Origin of the sequence: Actinomyces capricornis, from assembly GCF_019974135.1 — a bacterium.
Classification (GTDB): domain Bacteria; phylum Actinomycetota; class Actinomycetes; order Actinomycetales; family Actinomycetaceae; genus Actinomyces; species Actinomyces capricornis.
In genome coordinates this window covers 76,943-94,989 of record NZ_AP025017.1, presented here as the reverse complement: position 1 = coordinate 94,989, position 18,047 = coordinate 76,943, and the positions used below count along the sequence as shown (strand labels likewise).

The window sequence follows — 18,047 nt, the reverse complement described above, 5'->3', positions numbered from 1 at the left end:
ACGGTGAGGAAACCGCCCAGCAGCACCACCCAGGGGGCAGGCATGAGCCGTACCGCGCGCATCGAGCGCAGCACCAGTGAGTCCAGCGTCGTCGTCGAGCTCGACCTCGATGGCACCGGGACCACCGACATCTCCACCACGGTGCCCTTCTACGACCACATGCTCACCGCCCTGGGCAAGCACTCCCTCATCGACCTGAGGATCCAGGCCACCGGCGACACGCATATCGACGTCCACCACACCGTGGAGGACACCGCCATCTGCATCGGGCAGGCTCTGGCCCGGGCCCTGGGGGACAAGCGCGGCATCCGCCGCTTCGGGCAGGCCAGCGTGCCGCTGGACGAGGCCCTGGCCACCGCCGTGGTGGACATCTCCGGGCGCCCCTACCTGGTGCACGAGGGGGAGTCCGAGGCCTTCATCCACCACCTCATCGGCGGGCACTTCACCGGTTCCATGGTGCGCCACGTCCTGGAGGCCATCGCCTACCACGCGGGCATCTGCCTGCACATGCGCGTCATCTCCGGGCGCGACCCCCACCACATCGCCGAGGCCGAGTTCAAGGCGCTGGCCCGCGCCCTGCGCACCGCTGTCGAGGACGACCCCCGAGTCGAGTCCATCCCCTCAACCAAGGGAGCCCTGTGATGACCACTTCCCCGCACGACGACGCTCAGGACCGCCCCGACCAGTCCCCGCGCCAGGAGCCCGCCGGCGGCGCCGAGCGCGACATGGACGCCGAGTTCGCGGCCCTCATGGGCGGGCTGGGCATCCCTGATGAGCTCGCGGGCCTCGACCCCGCCCAGGACGAGGATCGTGACGGTTCCCCGGAGGGCTCCGGTCAGGGCATCCGGCCCCAGGACGTGCCGCGCAACACCTACGGTTCACCGGCCCGGGCCGGCGCCGCCACCCCCGAGGGGCGGGCCGACGACGTGGCCGACGAGTCCGCCGACGGCGGGCGCATCGAGAGCGCTCCGGCCGAGGGCGGCTTGACCCGGGCCCAGGAGGAGGAGATCGCGGCCCTGGCGGCCTCCCTCGACGCCCAGCAGGCCGCCGCGCAGGAGGCCCCCAAGGCCGTCAAGGTCGCGGTGGTCATCACACCCCTGACCAATGCCGAGGCCCTGGCTGCCCTGTGCGCCCTGCGGGGCCTGGAGTGCACGGTGGTGCCCGCCGACTCCGGGGCCCTGGCCGTCAAGCAGTTCGTCTCGGCGCACTCGCAGTGGGATGTCGCCGAGCTGCTCGGTGGGGCGGAGACCGAACCGGCCGAGGCCGCCGAGCTGGCCGCCGACCTGTCCATGATCTCCCGGGCCGGGGTCGTGCTCATGACCGCTGACCTGGCCACCGACGTCGGTATCGAGACCGGGCTGTCGGGCACGATCACCGCGCGGCGCTACGTCAGCGGCAAGGCGGGCGATGAGGCCTCGGCCGGGCTGCTGCTGGCCTCCATGGACCAGGTGGTCGAGGACATCCTCCTGGGGCAGGTCGCCGCCGAGAACGCCCCCGGGGCTGTGGACTCCACGACCGTCAAGCCCTCGCGGGCCATGCGCTGGCTGGGCCGGGGCATGGGGCGCCCCCGCCCCTGAGCGGCCGGGTGCCGGGTTCTCAATGTTCCCGGTGGTCCTGCGCGGTCCGTCGCCCTTCTCGGGGGACCGCGGCGGCCCCTCGTGCGGTGGCGCCCGACGTTCCGGAGTACTTCCTATCCCCGATGACCTATCTCTCCGAGTAGACGCAGGAGAAGCCCCGGGCCCCCTTGGACTCCCACTGGGCCTGGCTGGGGCCCAGCACCTCGATCTCGGGGTTGAGGGCCCCGGCATCGCGGGCGGCCTGCTCGGTGCAGGTGGCCTGCACCTGGGGGTCGGCCTCCAAGTCGCTGGTGCTCACCCCCGTGGTGGACGGGTCCAGGGCACCCACGGCGAAGACCTGCCAGGAGTGCGTCTCCTGGCAGGAGGTCGGGCGGGCGCTGGCATGGCCGGCGACCGAGACGATGCCCGTCAGGCAGGTGCCGTTCTCATGGGGTGGGGCGTCCTGCGAGGCCTGCTGCGCGGAGCCCTCGCCCTGGCCCCCGGCGGCCGCCGCACCGCCCTGGGCGCTATCACCGGCCTGCCCCGCCTGCTGCCCGGCCGCCGCCTGCCCGCCTCCGGCGGCATCCTGGGCGCTGCCCTGGCCGCCGGCCCCGGCGGCGCCAGCGGCCGAGTCGGCCCCGGTGGCCCCCGCGGCCCCCGTGCCCTGGGAGGTGGACGGGGCGCTTCCCGACTGCACGGCGCTGGAGACCCCCCAGCCCGCGGAGGTGCCCACAATCAGCCCGATGGCCAGGCCCACGACCGCCGCGCGCATACGGGTGCGCCGCAGCGAGCGGGCGGACATCGCCGCACCGGGGCCACCGGGGCCACTGCCGGCCACGGGCCCGCCGGGGGCCGGCGGGCCCGCCGGGCCGACGGCGGCGGCCGCGGGATGGCTGGCCGCCCTGGCCATGGGCAGGGCCGCCAGGCCGGCCTCGGCCAGCCTCACCGTGGTCACCGGCCCACCGATCGTCAGGCGGCCCTGGCCCAGTCCGGCGCGCACCCGCGCCAGGGCCGCCGTCAGCTCCCTGCCGTCATGGAGGCGGTCCTCGGGCTCGGGAGCCATGCAGGCCTCCAGCAGGCCCAGGAGGGGAGCGGGGATGTGCGGGTCGCGCAGGTTCAGGGGGTCCTCCAGGCTGCGCACGATCTCGGGCAGGCTGCGGTGCGCCCCGTCGGGCCCCCGGCGCGGCCCGCGCCCGGTGAGCAGGGCGAACAGGACTGCGCCCATGGACCACACATCCCCCTCCGGCCCGGGCCGCGAGAGCATGAAGGCCTCGGGCGGGGCGAAGTCGGGGGTGAGGCACTCCAGGGTCACCGTGGGGTCCTGCCCCTCGCGCTCGACCGAGGCGATCCCGAAGTCCGACAGGCGCGGGGAGCCGTAGGCGTCCAGGAGGATGTTGGCCGGCTTGACATCGCGGTGCATGACGCCGGCGGCATGAGCGGCGCCCAGACCCGAGGAGGCCGCCTCCACCAGGGCCACCGCATCGGCCGGGGCGGTGGGCCCCTTGGCCACCAGGTCGGCCAGGCTCCCCCCGGCGCACATCTCCATGACCAGGTAGGGGCGGTTGTCGGGAAGGACCCCGGTGTCCACCAGCGACACGACGTGGGGGTGCCCGGTGATGCGCGAGGCGGCCTGGACCTCCCGCATGAAGCGCCGTTCATTGCGCGGGTCGTCCAGGGGCCGCGAATCGATCTTGACGGCCACCGGCCGGGCCAGGGAGTCTTGCACCCCGGCGTAGACGACGGCGAAGCCGCCCCTCCCCAGAACACTGTGCAGCTGCACGCCCGGGATCGTGAAGGGCGTGGACAGGGTGTCGCTCAGATCGGGCCGGGAGCCCGGGGGAGCCTGGGGCGACATCGTCTCGGTGGGAGGCAGGAGGGTGCTCACGGCCGAATCCTCGCCCATCGGCGCCAGATCCGCGAACCGTGGGTGTCCGGCATGCGTCGCTGCGCCGCCGGATGCCGGCCGCGCAGTAGGCTGAGGCGCGTGAAAGCACCTCGCGTCGTCGTCCTGGCCTACGGCTCGGGCAATGTCCGCTCCGCCGTGCGCGCCCTGGAGCGCGTGGGTGCCCAGGTGGACCTGACCGCCGACCCGCAGGCGGTGGCCCGGGCCGAGGGCCTGGTGGTGCCCGGGGTGGGCGCCTTCGAGGCGGTCATGGACCAACTGCGGGCCGTGGACGCCCCCCGGCTCATCGAGCGCCGGCTGGCCGGAGGACGGCCCGTGCTGGGCATCTGCGTGGGCATGCAGGTGATGTTCGAGTCCTCCCAGGAGCACGGCTCCACCTGCCCCGGCCTGGGGCAGTGGCCCGGCACGGTCACCCGCCTGGAGGCCGAGGTCGTGCCCCACATGGGGTGGAGCACCGTGCGCCCCGCCGCGCAGTCCACCCTCTTTCGGGGCGTGGAGGAGGAGCGCTTCTACTTCGTCCACTCCTACGCCGCCACCACCGACCCCGCCGAGCTCCTGGACGCGGGCCCCATGCGCCCGCCCCTGGCCACCTGGGCCACCCACGGCCAGGACTTCCTGGCCGCCGTCGAGAACGGGCCCCTGTGCGCCACCCAGTTCCACCCCGAGAAGTCGGGGGACGCCGGTGCCCAGCTGCTGCGCAACTGGCTGACCACCCTGTGACCATCCCGAGGAGAACCCCATGCTCACCCTGCTCCCCGCCGTCGACGTCTCCGAGGGCAAGGCCGTGCGCCTGCTCAAGGGGGAGGCCGGCTCCGAGACCGACTACGGCAGCCCCGTGGAGGCCGCCCGCGACTGGGCCCGCGCGGGCGCCGAGTGGATCCACCTGGTGGACCTGGACGCCGCCTTCGGGCGCGGGTCGAACTCCGAGCTGCTGGTGCGCATCGTCGGCGAGGTCGGGGTCAAGGTCGAGCTGTCCGGCGGCATCAGGGACGACGCCTCCCTGGCCCGGGCCCTGCGCGCGGGCGCTGAGCGCGTCAACCTGGGCACCGCCGCTCTGGAGGACCCCGAGTGGACCGAGCGCGTCATCGCCGAGCACGGGGAGAGGATCGCCGTGGGGCTGGATGTGCGCGGCACCACCCTGGCGGCGCGAGGGTGGACCCGTGACGGGGGCGACCTGTGGGAGACCCTGGCCCGGCTCGATGAGGCCGGCTGCGCCCGCTACGTGGTCACCGACGTCAACCGGGACGGCACCCTGACCGGCCCCAATATCGAGCTCCTCCGGGAGGTCTGCCAGCGCACCCAGGCCCCGGTGGTGGCCTCCGGGGGTATCGCCCAGCTCGACGACCTCCAGGCGCTCAAGGCGCTGGTGCCCGAGGGCCTGGAGGGCGCGATCGTCGGGAAGGCCCTCTACCAGGGCAGCTTCACCCTGGCCCAGGCCCTGGAGGTGGCCCGCGACGAGGGCGGGGACCGGCTGCTGGGCACGGGCCGCTGAGCCCCGGGCGGAGGGTTCCGCTGGGCCCCGGGCGGAGGGGTCCGCTGGGCCCCGGGCGGAGGGGTCCGCTGGGCCTGCCGCGCTTCGCCGGGCTATCCGCGTTTCGCGGGGTCAGTCGCATCCCGCCCGGTCACAAGGCCGCATATGGGCCGGCGGAATGCGGGTGACCCAGCGGGATGCGGCTCACCGGGCACGATCCCAGTGCTTGACGACGCCGCGCAGCGCCACCCCGAACACCGCCCCGGTGGAGGCCAGGTAGAGCCCGTAGTGCTGGCGGGTGATGGGCCCCAGGGGCCGGTTGAGGGCCACCACGATCCCGGTCAGCGCCCCCATGCGCGCAGCCCGCACACTGGCGGCGTGGGCCAGCACCCCGGGCAGGGGCAGGCGGCGGCGCCCCGACTGGGCGGCGAAGACCTTGACGGGGATGCCGGTCAGAGCCTGCCTCCAGTAGCCCCTGGGCCCCGCCGCCAGGTAGCGGCCCGCCGCGGCCTCCATCGACGGCGTCGTCCAGGGCGCGGGCGGGCGGTGCCCGGCGCGGGTGAGCAGGTGGGTGAGAGCCACGCCCGTGACGGAGCCTGCCGCCACCAGGGCGCCGCGGCGCCACAGGTGCTCAGGCTGGGACAGGCCCAGCCACACCTGGCTCATCTCGGCCATGACGGGGAAGGAGACGGCCTCGGCCAGGCCCCAGGCGAACATGATCGCATCGCCCCTCCGGCCCTCCATGGCCTGGCTGACCAGGGTGTGGATGTCGGAGACGGGCGCGGGTCGGCGCGGGCGCCGGAGCATCTCCACGATCTGGTCGCGGGCCTGGTCGCTGACGGCGGCCACATCGTCACTCGGGGGGATGGGACGGCCCACGCGCACCTCGACGGGGGAGTAGCGGGGCAGCCCGCCCTTCTTGGGCATCATCTCCCGGGAACCCACCAGGGCCACCGGCAGGACGGGGATGCCGAAGTCCCGGGCCAGGCGCGCGGCCCCGGAGTGGAAGCGGGCGATCTGCCCGTCCTGGCTGCGGGTGCCCTCGGGGAAGATGAGGACGCTCATGGACTCGGCCACCCGGTGGGCCAGCATGCCGCGCAGCTCCTCATAGGCGCCCTCGCCGTCGCGGCGCACCGGGTAGGCCCCCAGCAGTCCGCGGGCGATGGCGCGCCGGGCGGGCCGGGTGAACCAGTAGTCCTGGGCGGCGACGGTGACCACCCGCATGAGCGTGGGCGAGGCGCTCATCATGGCGATCGTGTCGGCATGGGATCCGTGATTGGCCACCACCACATAGGGCACGTCGGCCTCGAATTCGCCCTCCACGCGCACCCCGCCGAAGGGGGCGATGACCGCCGACCAGAACCACTGGCGGGCCACCGCCCGCCACGTGACCTTCGGCGGGGTGCGCACGATGGAGCCCAGGCGGCGCCTGGCCGAGGCCAGCGCCGCCGAGGGGGTGGAGGGCAGGGGCGGCAGGGCGGAGGGGGTCGGCATCGGGGGGCCTTTCTGCTCGGGGCGGTGGGGTCTGGGTGTTTCTGGGAGTCGGAGGGTGCGCCCATCCGGGGCCGGTCTCATGGCCCTCATCCCAGGACCGCCGCCAGGGGCAGGACCAGCAGCAGGGAGTCGACCCGGTCCAGCAGGCCGCCGAAGCCCGGTAGCCAGGAGCCCGCGTCCTTGACCCCCGCGGTGCGCTTGACCAGGGACTCCAGGAGGTCGCCGAGCACGCCGCCCAGCCCCACGGCCACCACCAGCCCCGGGGTGAGGCTCCCCAGCAGGGCCAGGATGAGGGTCGCGCCCACCACCGCCCCGGCCAGCCCGCCCACGGTCTTGTTGGGCGACAGCGGGGAGAGGGGCCGGCGGGCCCAGGCGAATCGGCGCAGGAAGGTCCCCCCGGTCCAGGCGGCGACATCGGCCGCCGCGGCGGCGAAGGCGATGAGGAAGGCGTCATGCCACAGCACCACCAGGTGGGCCAGGGACCAGGGGATCCATATGGAGGCGAAGCCGGCCACGGTGGCGCGCTCCACCCCGTGCTCCACATCCCCGGACAGGACGGCGGGCATGGCGCACACCAGGACCATGAGAGGGGCCAGGCCCAGAAGGCCGGGGGAGAGCCAGGCGCTCAGCGGATAGGCCAGCGCCAGGGCGGCCAGCAGGAGCGTCTCGGGCCGGGGCAGGCGGGTCAGGCGGGCCAGCTCGCGCACCGCCTGGAGGGCCAGGAGGGCGGCCAGCAGCGCCGTCGTGCCCCGGCCCACCCAGATGGGGATGCCGACGGCGGGGATGATGATGGCCCAGGTGGTCCAGCGCCGTCGCAGCTCGGGCCTGCCCGAGGCGGCCACGCCGATGCCCGCCACCAGCAGGATCGTCAGGGCCGCGGCGGCCAGGAAGACCGCCCGTCCTGTGAGCACCCAGCCCGTCCAGGGCAGGCTCACCGCCCAGGCGCTCTCATCTCCTGGCGGCCAGTCCGCCAGGGGCGCCAGGGCCGACGGCGCCAGGGCCGAGGGCGGCGGGGAGGCGAGTGCGGCCTCCAGTCCGGGACCGGCTGGTGCAGGGGCGGCCCATGGTGCGATGACGGCACCGCTCAGGGCGCACAGGGGGCTCATCGGCCCGCCCTGGTCGTCGGCTGGCCGTCCCCGGCGGCCCCCTCGGAGCCGGCCTGCGCGCCGGGTACCGGGCCGGCTCCGATACGGGCGATGTCCTCGGGTGGCGGAGGGGCCACGCGGTCGGCGGGTGCCGGCCCGGTGCTGCCCGACAGGCTGCGGGCGGTGCGCACCAGGCGCAGGGCCGCCGTCAGCAGCGAGCCGACGATGATGATCCAGGCGATGATGCTCAGGTACTGGGGCAGCGCGCAGGCGATCACTGCCGCCAGGCACCGCTCGGTCTTGCCGAAGGGGCCGCCGTTGAGGCGTGGCGCGCCGGCGCCCGCGGCGGCCAGGGAGACGAAGGTCGGCAGGGTGGCGGCAGTGGTGGCCACCAGGGTGAGGGTCAGCGCGCCGGGCTGGGCGCCGTCGGCCTGCGTGCGTGCGGCCAGTCCCACCAGGCCGGCCATGATGAGCAGGTCGGAGGCGCGGTCGCCCAGCTCGTTGAGCACGTAGCCGAAGGGGCGCGCCACGCCCCGGGCCCGCGCGACGGCGCCGTCGAGGTTGGCCCCCGCCAGGCGGGCGGCCAGCAGGATGAGGGCCAGGGGCCACCAGCCCAAGATGATGGCCCCGCAGCCCGCGGCGGCGGCCAGGACGCCCACCGCCGTCCATACGTCGGGGGAGATGCCGCGGCGCACCGAGCCCTGGATGAGGAACCCGAGCCTGCGCGTGTACCAGTACTTCAGCGCATAAAGTGACCTCACCTACACAGGCTATACCGGCTGCCTCCCGTGGGGAGGCCCCTTGGCCCCGCAGGCCTGTGCAGTTCTGCCCATGGGTCCCGCGCCGAGGCCCGCTGATGCCCGCCGATGCCCCGGTCCCGCCCGGGCCGGCGCAGATTCGCCCTTCTCGATGCAGAAGCACCCCCTTGAAGGGGGGATGCCTGTGTCGAGAAGGGCACAACTGTGGGGGAGGGCGCCGTTGCGCGGCTCGGGGGCGAGCCACCGACTACCGTGCTCAGGGTGAGCACACCACCCGAGCCCCCCTCCCCAGACTGGACATCGCCGGCGGGCCCCGACCGCGCCCCCCAGCTGGCGGCCGCTCTGGCGGCCCGGGCCAAGATGGAGCGCCTCCTGGCCGCCCCCTCGCCCTTCGCCGGCGACGACGGCGCCCCCGACCCCGCGGTCACCGCCGCCCTGGAGGACCGCCGCTCGCCCCGCCACGAGTACCTGGATCGGCTCTGGGCCGCCCTGAGTGCCAGCCGGCTCATCGTGCCCGTGACCGCCCACGCCCTCGATCCCCTGCCGCCAGGCCCCGCGGGGACCGATCCCACGGCGCCGGGGCCGATGGAGGAAGGGGTGGCGGTCTCAGGCGCCCCCGTCCCCGGGGGCCCGGCCCCCGCCGTCCGGGCCCACGCGGTGCACACCGCCGACGCCTGCCAGGACGCCGCCGCCCTGGCCGTGGAGTTGAGCGACGGTCACCGCGCCCTCCCGGTCTTCACCAGCGCCCGGGCCCTGAGCGCCTGGCGCCCCGAGGCCCGCCCCGTGCCCGTTGAGCCCCGGCGCGCGGCCCAGGTGGCCTGCCGCTCCACCGACCAGCTGTGGGTCCTGGACCCCGGCAGCCTCGACCTGCGCCTGCCCCGCCCCGCCGTCCTGGCCCTGGCCGGCGGGCAGGACTGGGTGCCCTCGTGGCGCAGCCGGCCCATCCAGGACGAGCTCCGCGCCCAGCTCGAGGTCATCGAGGGCGTGGCGGGCCTGGCCTTCGCCCCGGGGGAGAGCGCCGAGCTGCGCATCCTCATCCGCATCCAGGCCCCGGACCGGGCCGGCGCCGCCGCTGTGCTGGAGCAGTGCCAGCACGTCATGGTCAACCCCGCCTGGGGCGAGCTCATCGACACCGTCGAGCTGTGCCCGCTGCCGGTGCCCCGGCGGACGGAGGATTGAGGACCAGGGCTGAGAGGGCCCTGGCGTTGCGGCCCCACCCCCGGGGCGATCTGTGGTCTGCTGTGCTCATGAGTCTGCTGCGCCGCTGGACCGCGATGCCCGGGGTCGCCCGCGCCCAGAGGCCTGGTCCTGCACGTCCTGCGGGATCGGGGCTCGCCGGCCGGCTCCTCGGGCTCCGGGGCGGCCGCTCAACCACGGATCCGGCCGCCGCCAGTGATCCGGACGGTGGTCGGGATCGGGCCCCGGACGGCGCCCCGGGCCGCGCTGCCAGCCGTACCCTCCTGCGGGCCCAGGACCTCAGCGTGGGGTACCACGATCACCCCGTGTGCGCCCCGGCGACCTTCACCCTGGCCAGCGGCCAGGCCCTGGCACTGGTGGGTATCAACGGGGCGGGCAAGTCCACGCTGCTGCGCACCTGCCTGGGCCTGCTGCCGGCGGTCCGCGGACGGGTCGAGCTCCTGGGGTCCGGCCCGGACCCGCGCAGCGCCTCCCAGCGCGCGAACGTGGCCGTGGACCTGGGGGAGGCCTCCTTCTACCCGTCCTTGAGCCTCGAGGAGCACCTGCGCCTGGTCTGCTTCGGTCACGGCGTCCCCCGGGCCGAGGAGACCGTCCGGGAGATGCTGGTCGAGCTCGACCTCATGCCCCTGGCCCGGGCCCTGCCCGACCAGCTCTCCAGCGGCCAGCGCCGTCGGGTGTCCCTGGCCAGCGTGCTCCTGCGGCCTCGGCGCCTGCTGGTCCTCGATGAGCCCGAGCAGCGCCTGGACCACCTCATGCGCCTGGAGCTGGCCGGCCGGCTCATCGAGGAGTGCGAGGCCGGGGGAGCGGTCCTCATGGCCAGCCACGACCCCGAGCTCGTGGCCGCCGCGGCCACCCGCGTGCTGCTCGTGGGCCATAACACCCGCCTCATGGGCGTGGAGGAGGGCGTGGCCGCCATGAGGCAGGGGGAGTGATGGGCGGCCCTGGCGGGACGGCTGCGCCCAGCGGTCATGGCGGGCCCGACGACGAGGCCCGCCCCCAGCCGCCGGCGGCGCCGCCGGCCGTGACGCCGACGGCGCCCCTGCCCGAGATCCCGCCCTCGCCCGCCGCCCTGCCCGATGGCGCCGCCACGCCCGACGGCACGGCGCTGCGCAGGTGGACCCGGAACCGCATCCGCTTGCGCGAGGGCGCCCGTGGCAGACTCAGGACCCTGGAGCGCCTCTACACGGCGCTGCTCTACGTTCTGGTCCTGGGAGCGATCCTGGTGCCCCACCTCCGGGGCCTGTCCGCACATGGGGCCCGCACCGCGGGAGGTACTGTCCTGCACCTGGACCCCGCCTGGGCCCTGGCGGCCCTGGCGTGCGCGATCGGCAGCCTGGTCCTGGGGCCCCTGCGGCGCCTGGGCCCGGTGTGCCTGCGGCCCCATGAGGTGTCCTGGCTGCTGCCCATGCCCGGGCAGCGCAGGGGGCTGCTGGCGCCCGTGGCCCGCGCGCTGGCCGGCCTCGCCCTGGCAGCGGGGGCCCTGGCGGGCCTGGGGGCTGGCCTGGCCTCCGGTGCGGGGCTGCCCATCGTGGCGGCCTGGAGCGCCCTCATGGGCATCATGGCGGTGGGCGGCATGATGGCGCTCATCGGCGCCCAGCTGCGGGGCCGCCCGGTGACCTGGGCCTGGGCACTGCCCACCTGTGCGATGGTGGCGGTGGGACTGGTCCTGCCCTCCTGGCGCGCCCCCTGGCTGGGGCCGGTGCTGCTCGCGGCGGTGGTCCCCGGGGCGCTGGGCGTGGCGGCCGCCTGGCGGGCGGTCTCGGCACGCTTGGGACGGCTTGAGGACCGTGAGCTGATCGAGGTCTCCTCGCGCGCCTACAGCGCCCAGGCCTCCGCCCTGTGCCTGGACACCCGTGCGCTGGGCCGGCTCCTGGGCGCCCCGCCGCGCATGCCGGCCGGTCCCAGCGCCATGGGCCTGGCGGCCGCGGGCAGGTCCCTGCCCCGCCCGGTGCGGGTGATGCTGGTGGTGGCCCAGGCCGACGCGCTGCTGCTGGCCCGCTCACCCCGGCGGTGGATCCAGTTGGGCATGGGCCTGGTGGTGGCGGGGCTGCCCTGGGCGACCGGTGCCACCCACCCGGTGGTCGCCGGCGCCGCCCACCTGGTGGGGGCGTGGCTGGCGGTCCTGACCGTGGCCGAGCCGGCGCGACGGGCCTGGTTCGACGCCGGTGCCGACGATCAGCTGCCCGCGGGCCCCCTGGTGGTGCGCGGGGGCCACCTGCTGGCGCCCGCGGCGGTGATGACCCTGTGGGCACTGGTCGCCGCCGCGCCGCTGGCGGCGTCATCGCGTCCCGGCCTGGTCCTGGCCACGGCGCTGCTGGCGGGAGTGGGCTGGGCGGGCGCGGCGCTGCGCACCGGCTTCAGGAGGATCCCTGACTTCTCCGCCGCTCCGATCAGCACCCCTGGCGGGATGGTTCCCCCGTGGATCAGCGAGGTGATCATCGCCGGCTACGAGGCGGCCCTGCTGGTGAGCCTGCCCACTGCGCTGCTGGCGGCCGGCGCCGGGCCGAACCCGTTGCTCCTGGTGATCCAGGCGGTGGTCAGCACCGGCGTCGTCGCCTGGGGCATCAGCGAGGGCGGCAGCCAGCGGTGACCGGCCCCGCCTGGCACTGACCGGCGCTTCGCACCCCGGATGCGTCGGTGGCGCCCAGGCCGCCCTGCCTGGGGAACCGGGCCGAAGCCGGGCCCCGCAGACGTGGGCGGTGTCACGGGGGTCGTGGCGCCGGCGGCCTTGGGCTGCGGGGCGGGCGCTGGTAGCCTTCGTATTCGACCGGCCGGGGCTCGTCCCCGGCGCACAAGCGGAGAGATCCCACCTTGATCCCAGCAGGGGACCGGGTTCGTGCGAGGGCACCAGCCCTTCGCGGTCGCCCCACGGCCTTGGCCGGGTGGCGCGCCGTGCTCATTCGAGGCCTCCGACCTGTGCAGGGACGGGGGCCTTCCTCCGTTCCAGCGGTCTTCCGCGACTCTAGAGTGAGGAACCGCCATCAGCGAGCCCCGTATCAACGAACGGATCCGCGTTCCCGAAGTCCGTCTCGTCGGCCCCAGCGGCGAGCAGGTCGGCGTGGTGCGCGTCGAGGACGCCCTGCGCCTGGCCGAGGAGGCCGACCTGGACCTGGTTGAGGTCGCGCCCGACGCACGCCCCCCGGTGTGCAAGCTCATGGACTACGGCAAGTTCAAGTACGAGTCGGCCATGAAGGCGCGCGACGCCCGACGCAACCAGGCCAACACCCAGCTCAAGGAGATCCAGTTCCGCCCCAAGATCGATGAGCACGACTACGCCACCAAGCGCGGGCATGTCGAGCGATTCCTCAAGGGCGGGGACAAGGTCAAGTGCATCGTGCGCTTCCGCGGCCGCGAGCAGTCCCGCCCCGAGCTGGGCATCCGCCTCCTCCAGGGCCTGGCCGAGGAGATGGCCGAGCTGGGGACCGTGGAGTCCCACCCCCGTCAGGACGGCCGCAACATGGTCATGGTCCTGGCCCCGGTCCGCAAGAAGGCCGAGGTCAAGTCCGATCAGCGCCGTCGTCGCGAGGAGGCGCGCGCCGCCCGCCGCGCTGAGAAGCACGCGGGCAGGGGCAGGGCCGCCGCGGCGCAGGAGCCCGCCCAGGAGGCCAAGGAGCCCGTGGAGCAGGCCTGAGGCCCCACGGATCCCCACCAGTCTTTGAGACCCACCCCCTCGCCACCGTGAGCGGGGTCCGCAGTCCCGGGTCGTGCACCGCGGGACCGAGAAGAGGAAGAATCATGCCGAAGAACAAGACGCACTCCGGTGCCAAGAAGCGCTTCCGGGTCACCGGCAGCGGCAAGCTCATGCGTGAGCAGGCCAACAAGCGCCACCTGCTGGAGGTCAAGTCCTCGCGGCGCAAGCGCAGGCTGTCGCAGGACCAGGCCGTCGCCCCGGCCGATGTCCGTCAGGTCAAGAAGCTGCTCGGTCGCTGACCGCCCTCACCATCTAGGAGTTATCACATGGCACGTGTGAAGCGGGCGGTCAACGCCCAGAAGAAGCGTCGTACCGTTCTGGAGAAGGCCTCGGGCTACCGCGGGCAGCGCTCGCGCCTCTACCGCAAGGCCAAGGAGCAGGTCACCCACTCAGGCGTCTACGCCTTCCGTGACCGCCGCGCCCGCAAGGGCGACTTCCGTCGCCTGTGGATCCAGCGCATCAATGCCGCGGCTCGTGCGGAGGGCCTGACCTACAACCGCTTCATCCAGGGCCTGGGCCTGGCTGGGGTCGAGGTGGACCGCCGCATGCTCGCCGAGCTGGCCGTCAACGAGCCGGCCGCCTTCTCCGCCCTGGTGGAGACGGCCCGCAAGGCCCTGCCCCAGGACGTCAACGCCCCCAAGGCCTGAGGCCGACGGCTTGAGGCTGACGCCCTGAGAACGGCGGCTCCCGCCCGACGGCGGGCCCCGTCCACTCGCGCTTGACGGCGCCGCACCCTCCCCGCGGGGGGTGTCGGCGCCGTCGTCGTGCCTGTGCGGCCGGCGCCGGTGATGGGCGGGGAGCAGCGGGGCGTGCGCGTGCCGGGGCATGGCCGTCCCGTAGGCTGGCGCCATGAGCCCCCGCACTGCCCGTGAGATGTCTGCCGACCCCGCCGAGCTGCTGGGTGAGGAGGATCAGGCGAGGCCCGAGCAGCGTCGCGGGCCCCGGCGGCGCAGCGCCACGCAGGGCGTGGGTGCGGGCGTGGAGGTGCTGTCGAACCCGTCGTCCACGCGGGTGGCCCGCGTGGCGGGCCTGGCGCGCAGGCAGGCGCGGGCCAAGCACCGGCGCTTCCTGGTCGAGGGGCCCCAGGGGGTGCGCGAGGCGGTGCGCTTCGCACCCCAGCGCGTCCTGGACGTCTACCTCACCGAGGCGGCGGCCGAGCGCCACAGCGGCATCTGGGGGGAGGCGGGGGAGGCCGGCCTGTACCGGCACCTGGTCAGTGAGCCGGTGATGGCGGCGATGAGCCCGGATGCCCAGGGCGTCCTGGCGGTGGTGGCCATGGGGGAGTCCTCGGGCAGTGAGGCGCTGGCGGCGGCTGTGGAGGGGGCGAGCCTGGTGGCGGTGCTCACCGAGGCCCAGGATCCGGGCAATGCGGGCACGATCATCCGGGCCGCCGACGCCGCGGGGGCGGACGCGGTGGTGCTAGTGCGGGGGAGTGCCGAGGCCACCTCCCCGAAGGTGGTGCGCGCCAGCGCTGGGAGCCTGTTCCACCTGCCGGTGGTCTCGGGCGTGGCCCTGGACGACGTGGTGGAGGCCCTGCATGGGGCGGGCCTGAGCGTACTGGCGGCCGATGGGCGGGGAGAGGTCGACCTGTTCGACTCCGGTGACCTACTGGGTCGGCCCTGCGCGTGGCTGCTGGGAAATGAGGCGCGAGGCCTGGCCTCCGAGGCGCTCAGCCGCGCCGACGCCGTGGTGTCCATCCCCCTGTACGGGCGGGCGGAGTCCCTCAACGTGGCCGCGGCGGCCGCGGTGTGCCTCTACGCCTCGGCGCGGGCCCAGCGCGGCGGGGCGGCCTGAGGGTTGATTCTCTGGCCGTTGGGAGGTGCTCAATGGGACGACAAGCGGGGATGCTCTCCTCTATTGGGTTGGTTGAGGTTGGGGTGTCTCTCCTGTCCTGTAGGCATGGTCGAAGGCCTTAGCGACATGCACAATGAGATCCTTCAACTCACTGCTGTAGTCTTGACCGATATAGTCTCGGTCATACGCCTGGACGATGCCTACGGTTTGGTTGGTTCCTGGTGAGAACCAAACCGCGAAGGCTGAATGAGGGCTATCTGGTGTAAGCACGACGTATGCACTGCTATTTGGAACGCCTGTGTCTACCTCGTATACGGTGTCAGAACTCTGCTCGGAACGCATAGAAGACACCCTAGCGTGGGAAATACCGCCATAACCGCCAGCTACTACACTATCTGGATTAGGAGATCCTCGAAGGAGAAGCCAAGGCATCTCCTCCAGGTAAATATTGCACTCTATGTTGGGAGGCTCATGAACAACATGTGCGCTAACCACTTTGTGATGCACTGCGTTGCTAACCTCACTTGTGTCGAGGAATCTGCATATGTATGGATCGGAAAATGTGGGCCGAGTGTTGTATCGAAAATTCCACCAGAACCCCAGCCCTCCTATTATCGTCAATGAAACTATTGTGACGATGACGATCAAGGCGCGCTTAGAAAACGGTGCGGGCAGGACTGAAGATGGTGGTGCATGACGGATCATATTGCCTGACAAGTTTCCTTACTTGATTCCGTACTGCTTCTTGAATGATTCAGCGTTCTTGCCAGATTATGGTTGGGTGCGGTCCTTTCGTACCAGTAATCGTCAACGTTAGTGCCGAAATTATTAAGATCGGCGCTTAGATGGGACGAATCTCCTGCGCCGTTCTTGACCCAGGTTTCAAATCCTTTCACTGCCTCCTTGCTGTCCAAATTAATCTGCTTAGAAGGTTATTCAGGGGTGTTTACTGGGGGTAGGTGTTCGGCGTGTTAGATGGGTGACGGCTCGTTGGTCTGAGAGAATCAGATTGCATAATGAAAACCTCTCAGGAACGAGCCGTCATGAGCAAGGGTATCACAGGCCTGGACAGGGCGCAGTTGAACCGTCTGGTGGAATTAGTAGTAAGGGATGAGGGGATCACTGGGGTGCCAAGGATCCTGGAGCCCCTCCAGAGCGTGCGGGTGACGCTGATGTATCTGCGCACCAATGCCTCTCAGGAGGCGATCGCCGAGATCATGGGGGTCTCCCAGCCCACGATCTCGCGTGCGATCGCGGTGATCACCCGGATCATCGCCAGGACCCTGGGCCCCCTGCTGGCCACCGCCGAGGAGGTCCCCCGCACCGGGGTGTACATCATCGATGGGACCCTTCTGCCCTGCTGGAGCTGGAAGGATCAGCCCGCACTGTTCTCGGGCAAGCACAAGCGCACCGGCCTGAACCTGCAGGTGCTGGTCGGCCCCACCGGGCGCCTGCGGTGGGCCTCCGACCCCCTGCCGGGAGCCACCCATGACGCCAAGGCCATCACAGCCTCGGGCGTTCTGGAGGGGCTCGACCTCGCCTGCTGCATCGGTGATAAGGGCTACGTCGGTACAGGAATCACCGTCCCCTACAAGAAACCACCCAACGGCAAGCTCACCAAGGCCCAGAAGCAGTCCAACACATCCCTGAACAAAACCCGCTACGTCGTCGAGAGAACCATCGCCCACATCAAATCATGGAAGATTCTGGCCCATGACTACAGGCGCCCGCTAGAAACCATCACAGCCACACTAGCCCTATACACCTACACCACCCCCTGAATAACCTTCCGCTACTGCCTACCAGAAGTCCTCAGTATCATCACCACCACCATCTCTGCCGTGCTGGTCGTCCTCACTTTGAACCAACCCGCCAGGTGGGATAAATAAGTTCAGTGTTATCCTCAGATGCGTCCCGTGAGTAGTCCTCCGGTTATCAGTTTATCGGTAAGCCACCCCAGCACCTTCGTCGAAGCCGATGTCGAAAGGTGTGATTAGTTTATCGTAAGGGAAGTAGAGGCCTTGGATCCATTCTTCCCACTCCTGCGCTCCTTGGGGGTCACTCTGAAGTTGTTCGGTGTCGATCGTGTGCTCGGGGGTTATCCAGTCGTAGATGGTGCTGTAGTCCCGCCCTTGGTAGTCAGTAAAGGAGTCGTCGGGCAATGCATCATATGCGGCGATCTGTGAGATTGCGGACTGAAGTAGGGTCCTTTTTGTCTCTTCACGGCTATCATCGATCTTGTTGAAATCAGGGTCGGATGTGGGGGATGCGGTCTGGAGCCCGCGGAAACTGTAGTCAGTGCGGGCACTCAATGCCGACTGGTATATAAAACCAATGAGCTGTCCGTCGCGTGAAAGAGAGACATGCAGCAACTTTCCAAGCTCCGCGCTGCTGCCGACGACCTTGCCGGGCGAGCTGTCTAGTACGGCATTCGTGTTTATTCTAGAGTGGTCCATGACCGCATCGATCATGATCTTCAGTGCGCGATCGTCGCTTCCTGCAACTCTGGTGAACTCTGTGATCTCAGTCGCGACGTTCTCTGTGATAGGCGCGGGCTTAAACTTATCATAGGGCGTTATTTGCAAGTCAGTTAGATTGCCTCGGGAATCATTGATCGATCCAAAACCTGCAGTATTTCTAATTTCGTTGATCGAGTGAGTCAGGATGACGGCGATGTCTCTCTTGGCGGTGGGTGAGTACTCTGTGACCCTTGAGGCGAGAAGAATAATTCCTCTGCCGGTTGCCCACGCAGCACGTGCTTGGGTGGACCTTTCTAGGTTATTGTCACGCAGAGATGCGGCCGCTTTGACGGCTGTGGAGAGTGCCTCGTAACTGGATGCTCTCCACTGATGGGTGCGTAGCTGTTCCCATCGTGATTGGGAGGCCGGCCCTGCCTGCCAATGGCCCTGGGAGTCGATCTGCCCATCTGGAGCAAGATACTCCATTGATTCCGAGGGGTCTTGACTGATCCTGACGAGTTCTGCTGTTAAAGGATCGTCATGGCGCCCCCAGACCCATCATGCCCCGCCGCAGGCGAGAGCAACGCATAACAATAGCACTATAAGCACAAGGTGCTTACGCCTATCACCTGAACGAAC

At 71.5% G+C, this 18,047-nt stretch carries 17 protein-coding genes; 12 read left to right on the top strand and 5 right to left on the bottom strand.

All coding sequences use genetic code 11. The features are described from left to right. Positions 1-42 precede the first annotated feature (42 nt). Both hisB and MANAM107_RS00410 read left to right on the top strand, forming a co-directional pair. Entirely contained in the window at positions 43-642 is a 600-nt protein-coding gene (gene hisB, locus MANAM107_RS00415) for an imidazoleglycerol-phosphate dehydratase HisB (protein WP_223909708.1), read from the top strand. Then, positions 642-1,577 (top strand): hypothetical protein, encoded by a 936-nt coding sequence (locus tag MANAM107_RS00410; protein ID WP_223909705.1) that lies wholly within the window; start codon positions 642-644, stop codon positions 1,575-1,577. The genes hisB and MANAM107_RS00410 overlap by 1 nt, the downstream gene beginning before the upstream one ends. 127 nt (positions 1,578-1,704) lie before the next feature. Here the strand turns inward: MANAM107_RS00410 and MANAM107_RS00405 are convergent, their stop codons facing one another. Beyond that, positions 1,705-3,411: a serine/threonine-protein kinase gene (locus MANAM107_RS00405; protein ID WP_223912627.1), complete on the bottom strand. Its 1,707-nt coding sequence runs from the start codon at positions 3,409-3,411 to the stop codon at positions 1,705-1,707. Between the two features lie 129 nt (positions 3,412-3,540). On the opposite strand from MANAM107_RS00405, the gene hisH reads away from it, so the two are divergent. Both hisH and priA read left to right on the top strand, forming a co-directional pair. Further along, positions 3,541-4,179: an imidazole glycerol phosphate synthase subunit HisH gene (hisH, locus tag MANAM107_RS00400; RefSeq protein ID WP_223909702.1), complete on the top strand. Its 639-nt coding sequence runs from the start codon at positions 3,541-3,543 to the stop codon at positions 4,177-4,179. A 19-nt stretch (positions 4,180-4,198) separates the two neighbouring features. Continuing rightward, positions 4,199-4,951, top strand: coding sequence for a bifunctional 1-(5-phosphoribosyl)-5-((5-phosphoribosylamino)methylideneamino)imidazole-4-carboxamide isomerase/phosphoribosylanthranilate isomerase PriA (gene priA, locus MANAM107_RS00395; protein ID WP_223909699.1), 753 nt, complete (start codon positions 4,199-4,201; stop codon positions 4,949-4,951). Positions 4,952-5,134: 183 nt separating this feature from the next. Here the strand turns inward: priA and MANAM107_RS00390 are convergent, their stop codons facing one another. The 3 genes from MANAM107_RS00390 to MANAM107_RS00380 all read right to left on the bottom strand — a co-directional run bounded on the left by MANAM107_RS00390 (position 5,135) and on the right by MANAM107_RS00380 (position 8,270). Continuing rightward, on the bottom strand, positions 5,135-6,424 hold the full coding sequence (locus MANAM107_RS00390; protein ID WP_223909696.1) for a lysophospholipid acyltransferase family protein: 1,290 nt from the start codon (positions 6,422-6,424) through the stop codon (positions 5,135-5,137). An 86-nt stretch (positions 6,425-6,510) separates the two neighbouring features. Next, positions 6,511-7,530 (bottom strand): phosphatidate cytidylyltransferase, encoded by a 1,020-nt coding sequence (locus tag MANAM107_RS00385; protein ID WP_223909693.1) that lies wholly within the window; start codon positions 7,528-7,530, stop codon positions 6,511-6,513. Next, positions 7,527-8,270, bottom strand: coding sequence for a CDP-alcohol phosphatidyltransferase family protein (locus MANAM107_RS00380; protein WP_223909691.1), 744 nt, complete (start codon positions 8,268-8,270; stop codon positions 7,527-7,529). The genes MANAM107_RS00385 and MANAM107_RS00380 overlap by 4 nt, the downstream gene beginning before the upstream one ends. 327 nt (positions 8,271-8,597) lie before the next feature. Between MANAM107_RS00380 and MANAM107_RS00375 the strand changes: the two genes are divergently transcribed. From MANAM107_RS00375 to MANAM107_RS00340, 8 genes are all read left to right on the top strand, one after another. Next, complete coding sequence (locus MANAM107_RS00375; protein ID WP_373314077.1) at positions 8,598-9,446, top strand: SseB family protein; 849 nt, start codon at positions 8,598-8,600, stop codon at positions 9,444-9,446. 302 nt (positions 9,447-9,748) lie between these two features. Beyond that, positions 9,749-10,396, top strand: coding sequence for an ABC transporter ATP-binding protein (locus tag MANAM107_RS00370; RefSeq protein WP_223909689.1), 648 nt, complete (start codon positions 9,749-9,751; stop codon positions 10,394-10,396). After that, a complete protein-coding gene (locus MANAM107_RS00365; RefSeq protein WP_223909688.1) occupies positions 10,396-12,054 on the top strand; it encodes a DUF6297 family protein in 1,659 nt (552 codons plus the stop codon). The genes MANAM107_RS00370 and MANAM107_RS00365 overlap by 1 nt, the downstream gene beginning before the upstream one ends. 390 nt (positions 12,055-12,444) lie before the next feature. Further along, complete coding sequence (gene infC / locus MANAM107_RS00360; protein ID WP_223912624.1) at positions 12,445-13,095, top strand: translation initiation factor IF-3; 651 nt, start codon at positions 12,445-12,447, stop codon at positions 13,093-13,095. A 104-nt stretch (positions 13,096-13,199) separates the two neighbouring features. Further along, on the top strand, positions 13,200-13,394 hold the full coding sequence (gene rpmI, locus MANAM107_RS00355) for a 50S ribosomal protein L35 (protein ID WP_124933652.1): 195 nt from the start codon (positions 13,200-13,202) through the stop codon (positions 13,392-13,394). Positions 13,395-13,421: 27 nt separating this feature from the next. After that, positions 13,422-13,802, top strand: a complete 381-nt coding sequence (gene rplT / locus MANAM107_RS00350; protein ID WP_124933653.1) for a 50S ribosomal protein L20 — start codon at positions 13,422-13,424, stop codon at positions 13,800-13,802. A 226-nt stretch (positions 13,803-14,028) separates the two neighbouring features. Further along, on the top strand, positions 14,029-14,949 hold the full coding sequence (locus tag MANAM107_RS00345; RefSeq protein ID WP_373314076.1) for a TrmH family RNA methyltransferase: 921 nt from the start codon (positions 14,029-14,031) through the stop codon (positions 14,947-14,949). A 1,043-nt stretch (positions 14,950-15,992) separates the two neighbouring features. After that, positions 15,993-16,730 carry a transposase family protein gene (locus MANAM107_RS00340; protein WP_223909683.1) on the top strand — a complete coding sequence of 246 codons (738 nt, stop codon included), beginning with the start codon at positions 15,993-15,995 and terminating at the stop codon, positions 16,728-16,730. Positions 16,731-16,889: 159 nt separating this feature from the next. Here the strand turns inward: MANAM107_RS00340 and MANAM107_RS00335 are convergent, their stop codons facing one another. After that, positions 16,890-17,894, bottom strand: coding sequence for a DUF6571 family protein (locus MANAM107_RS00335; RefSeq protein WP_223909681.1), 1,005 nt, complete (start codon positions 17,892-17,894; stop codon positions 16,890-16,892). Positions 17,895-18,047: the final 153 nt, after the last annotated feature.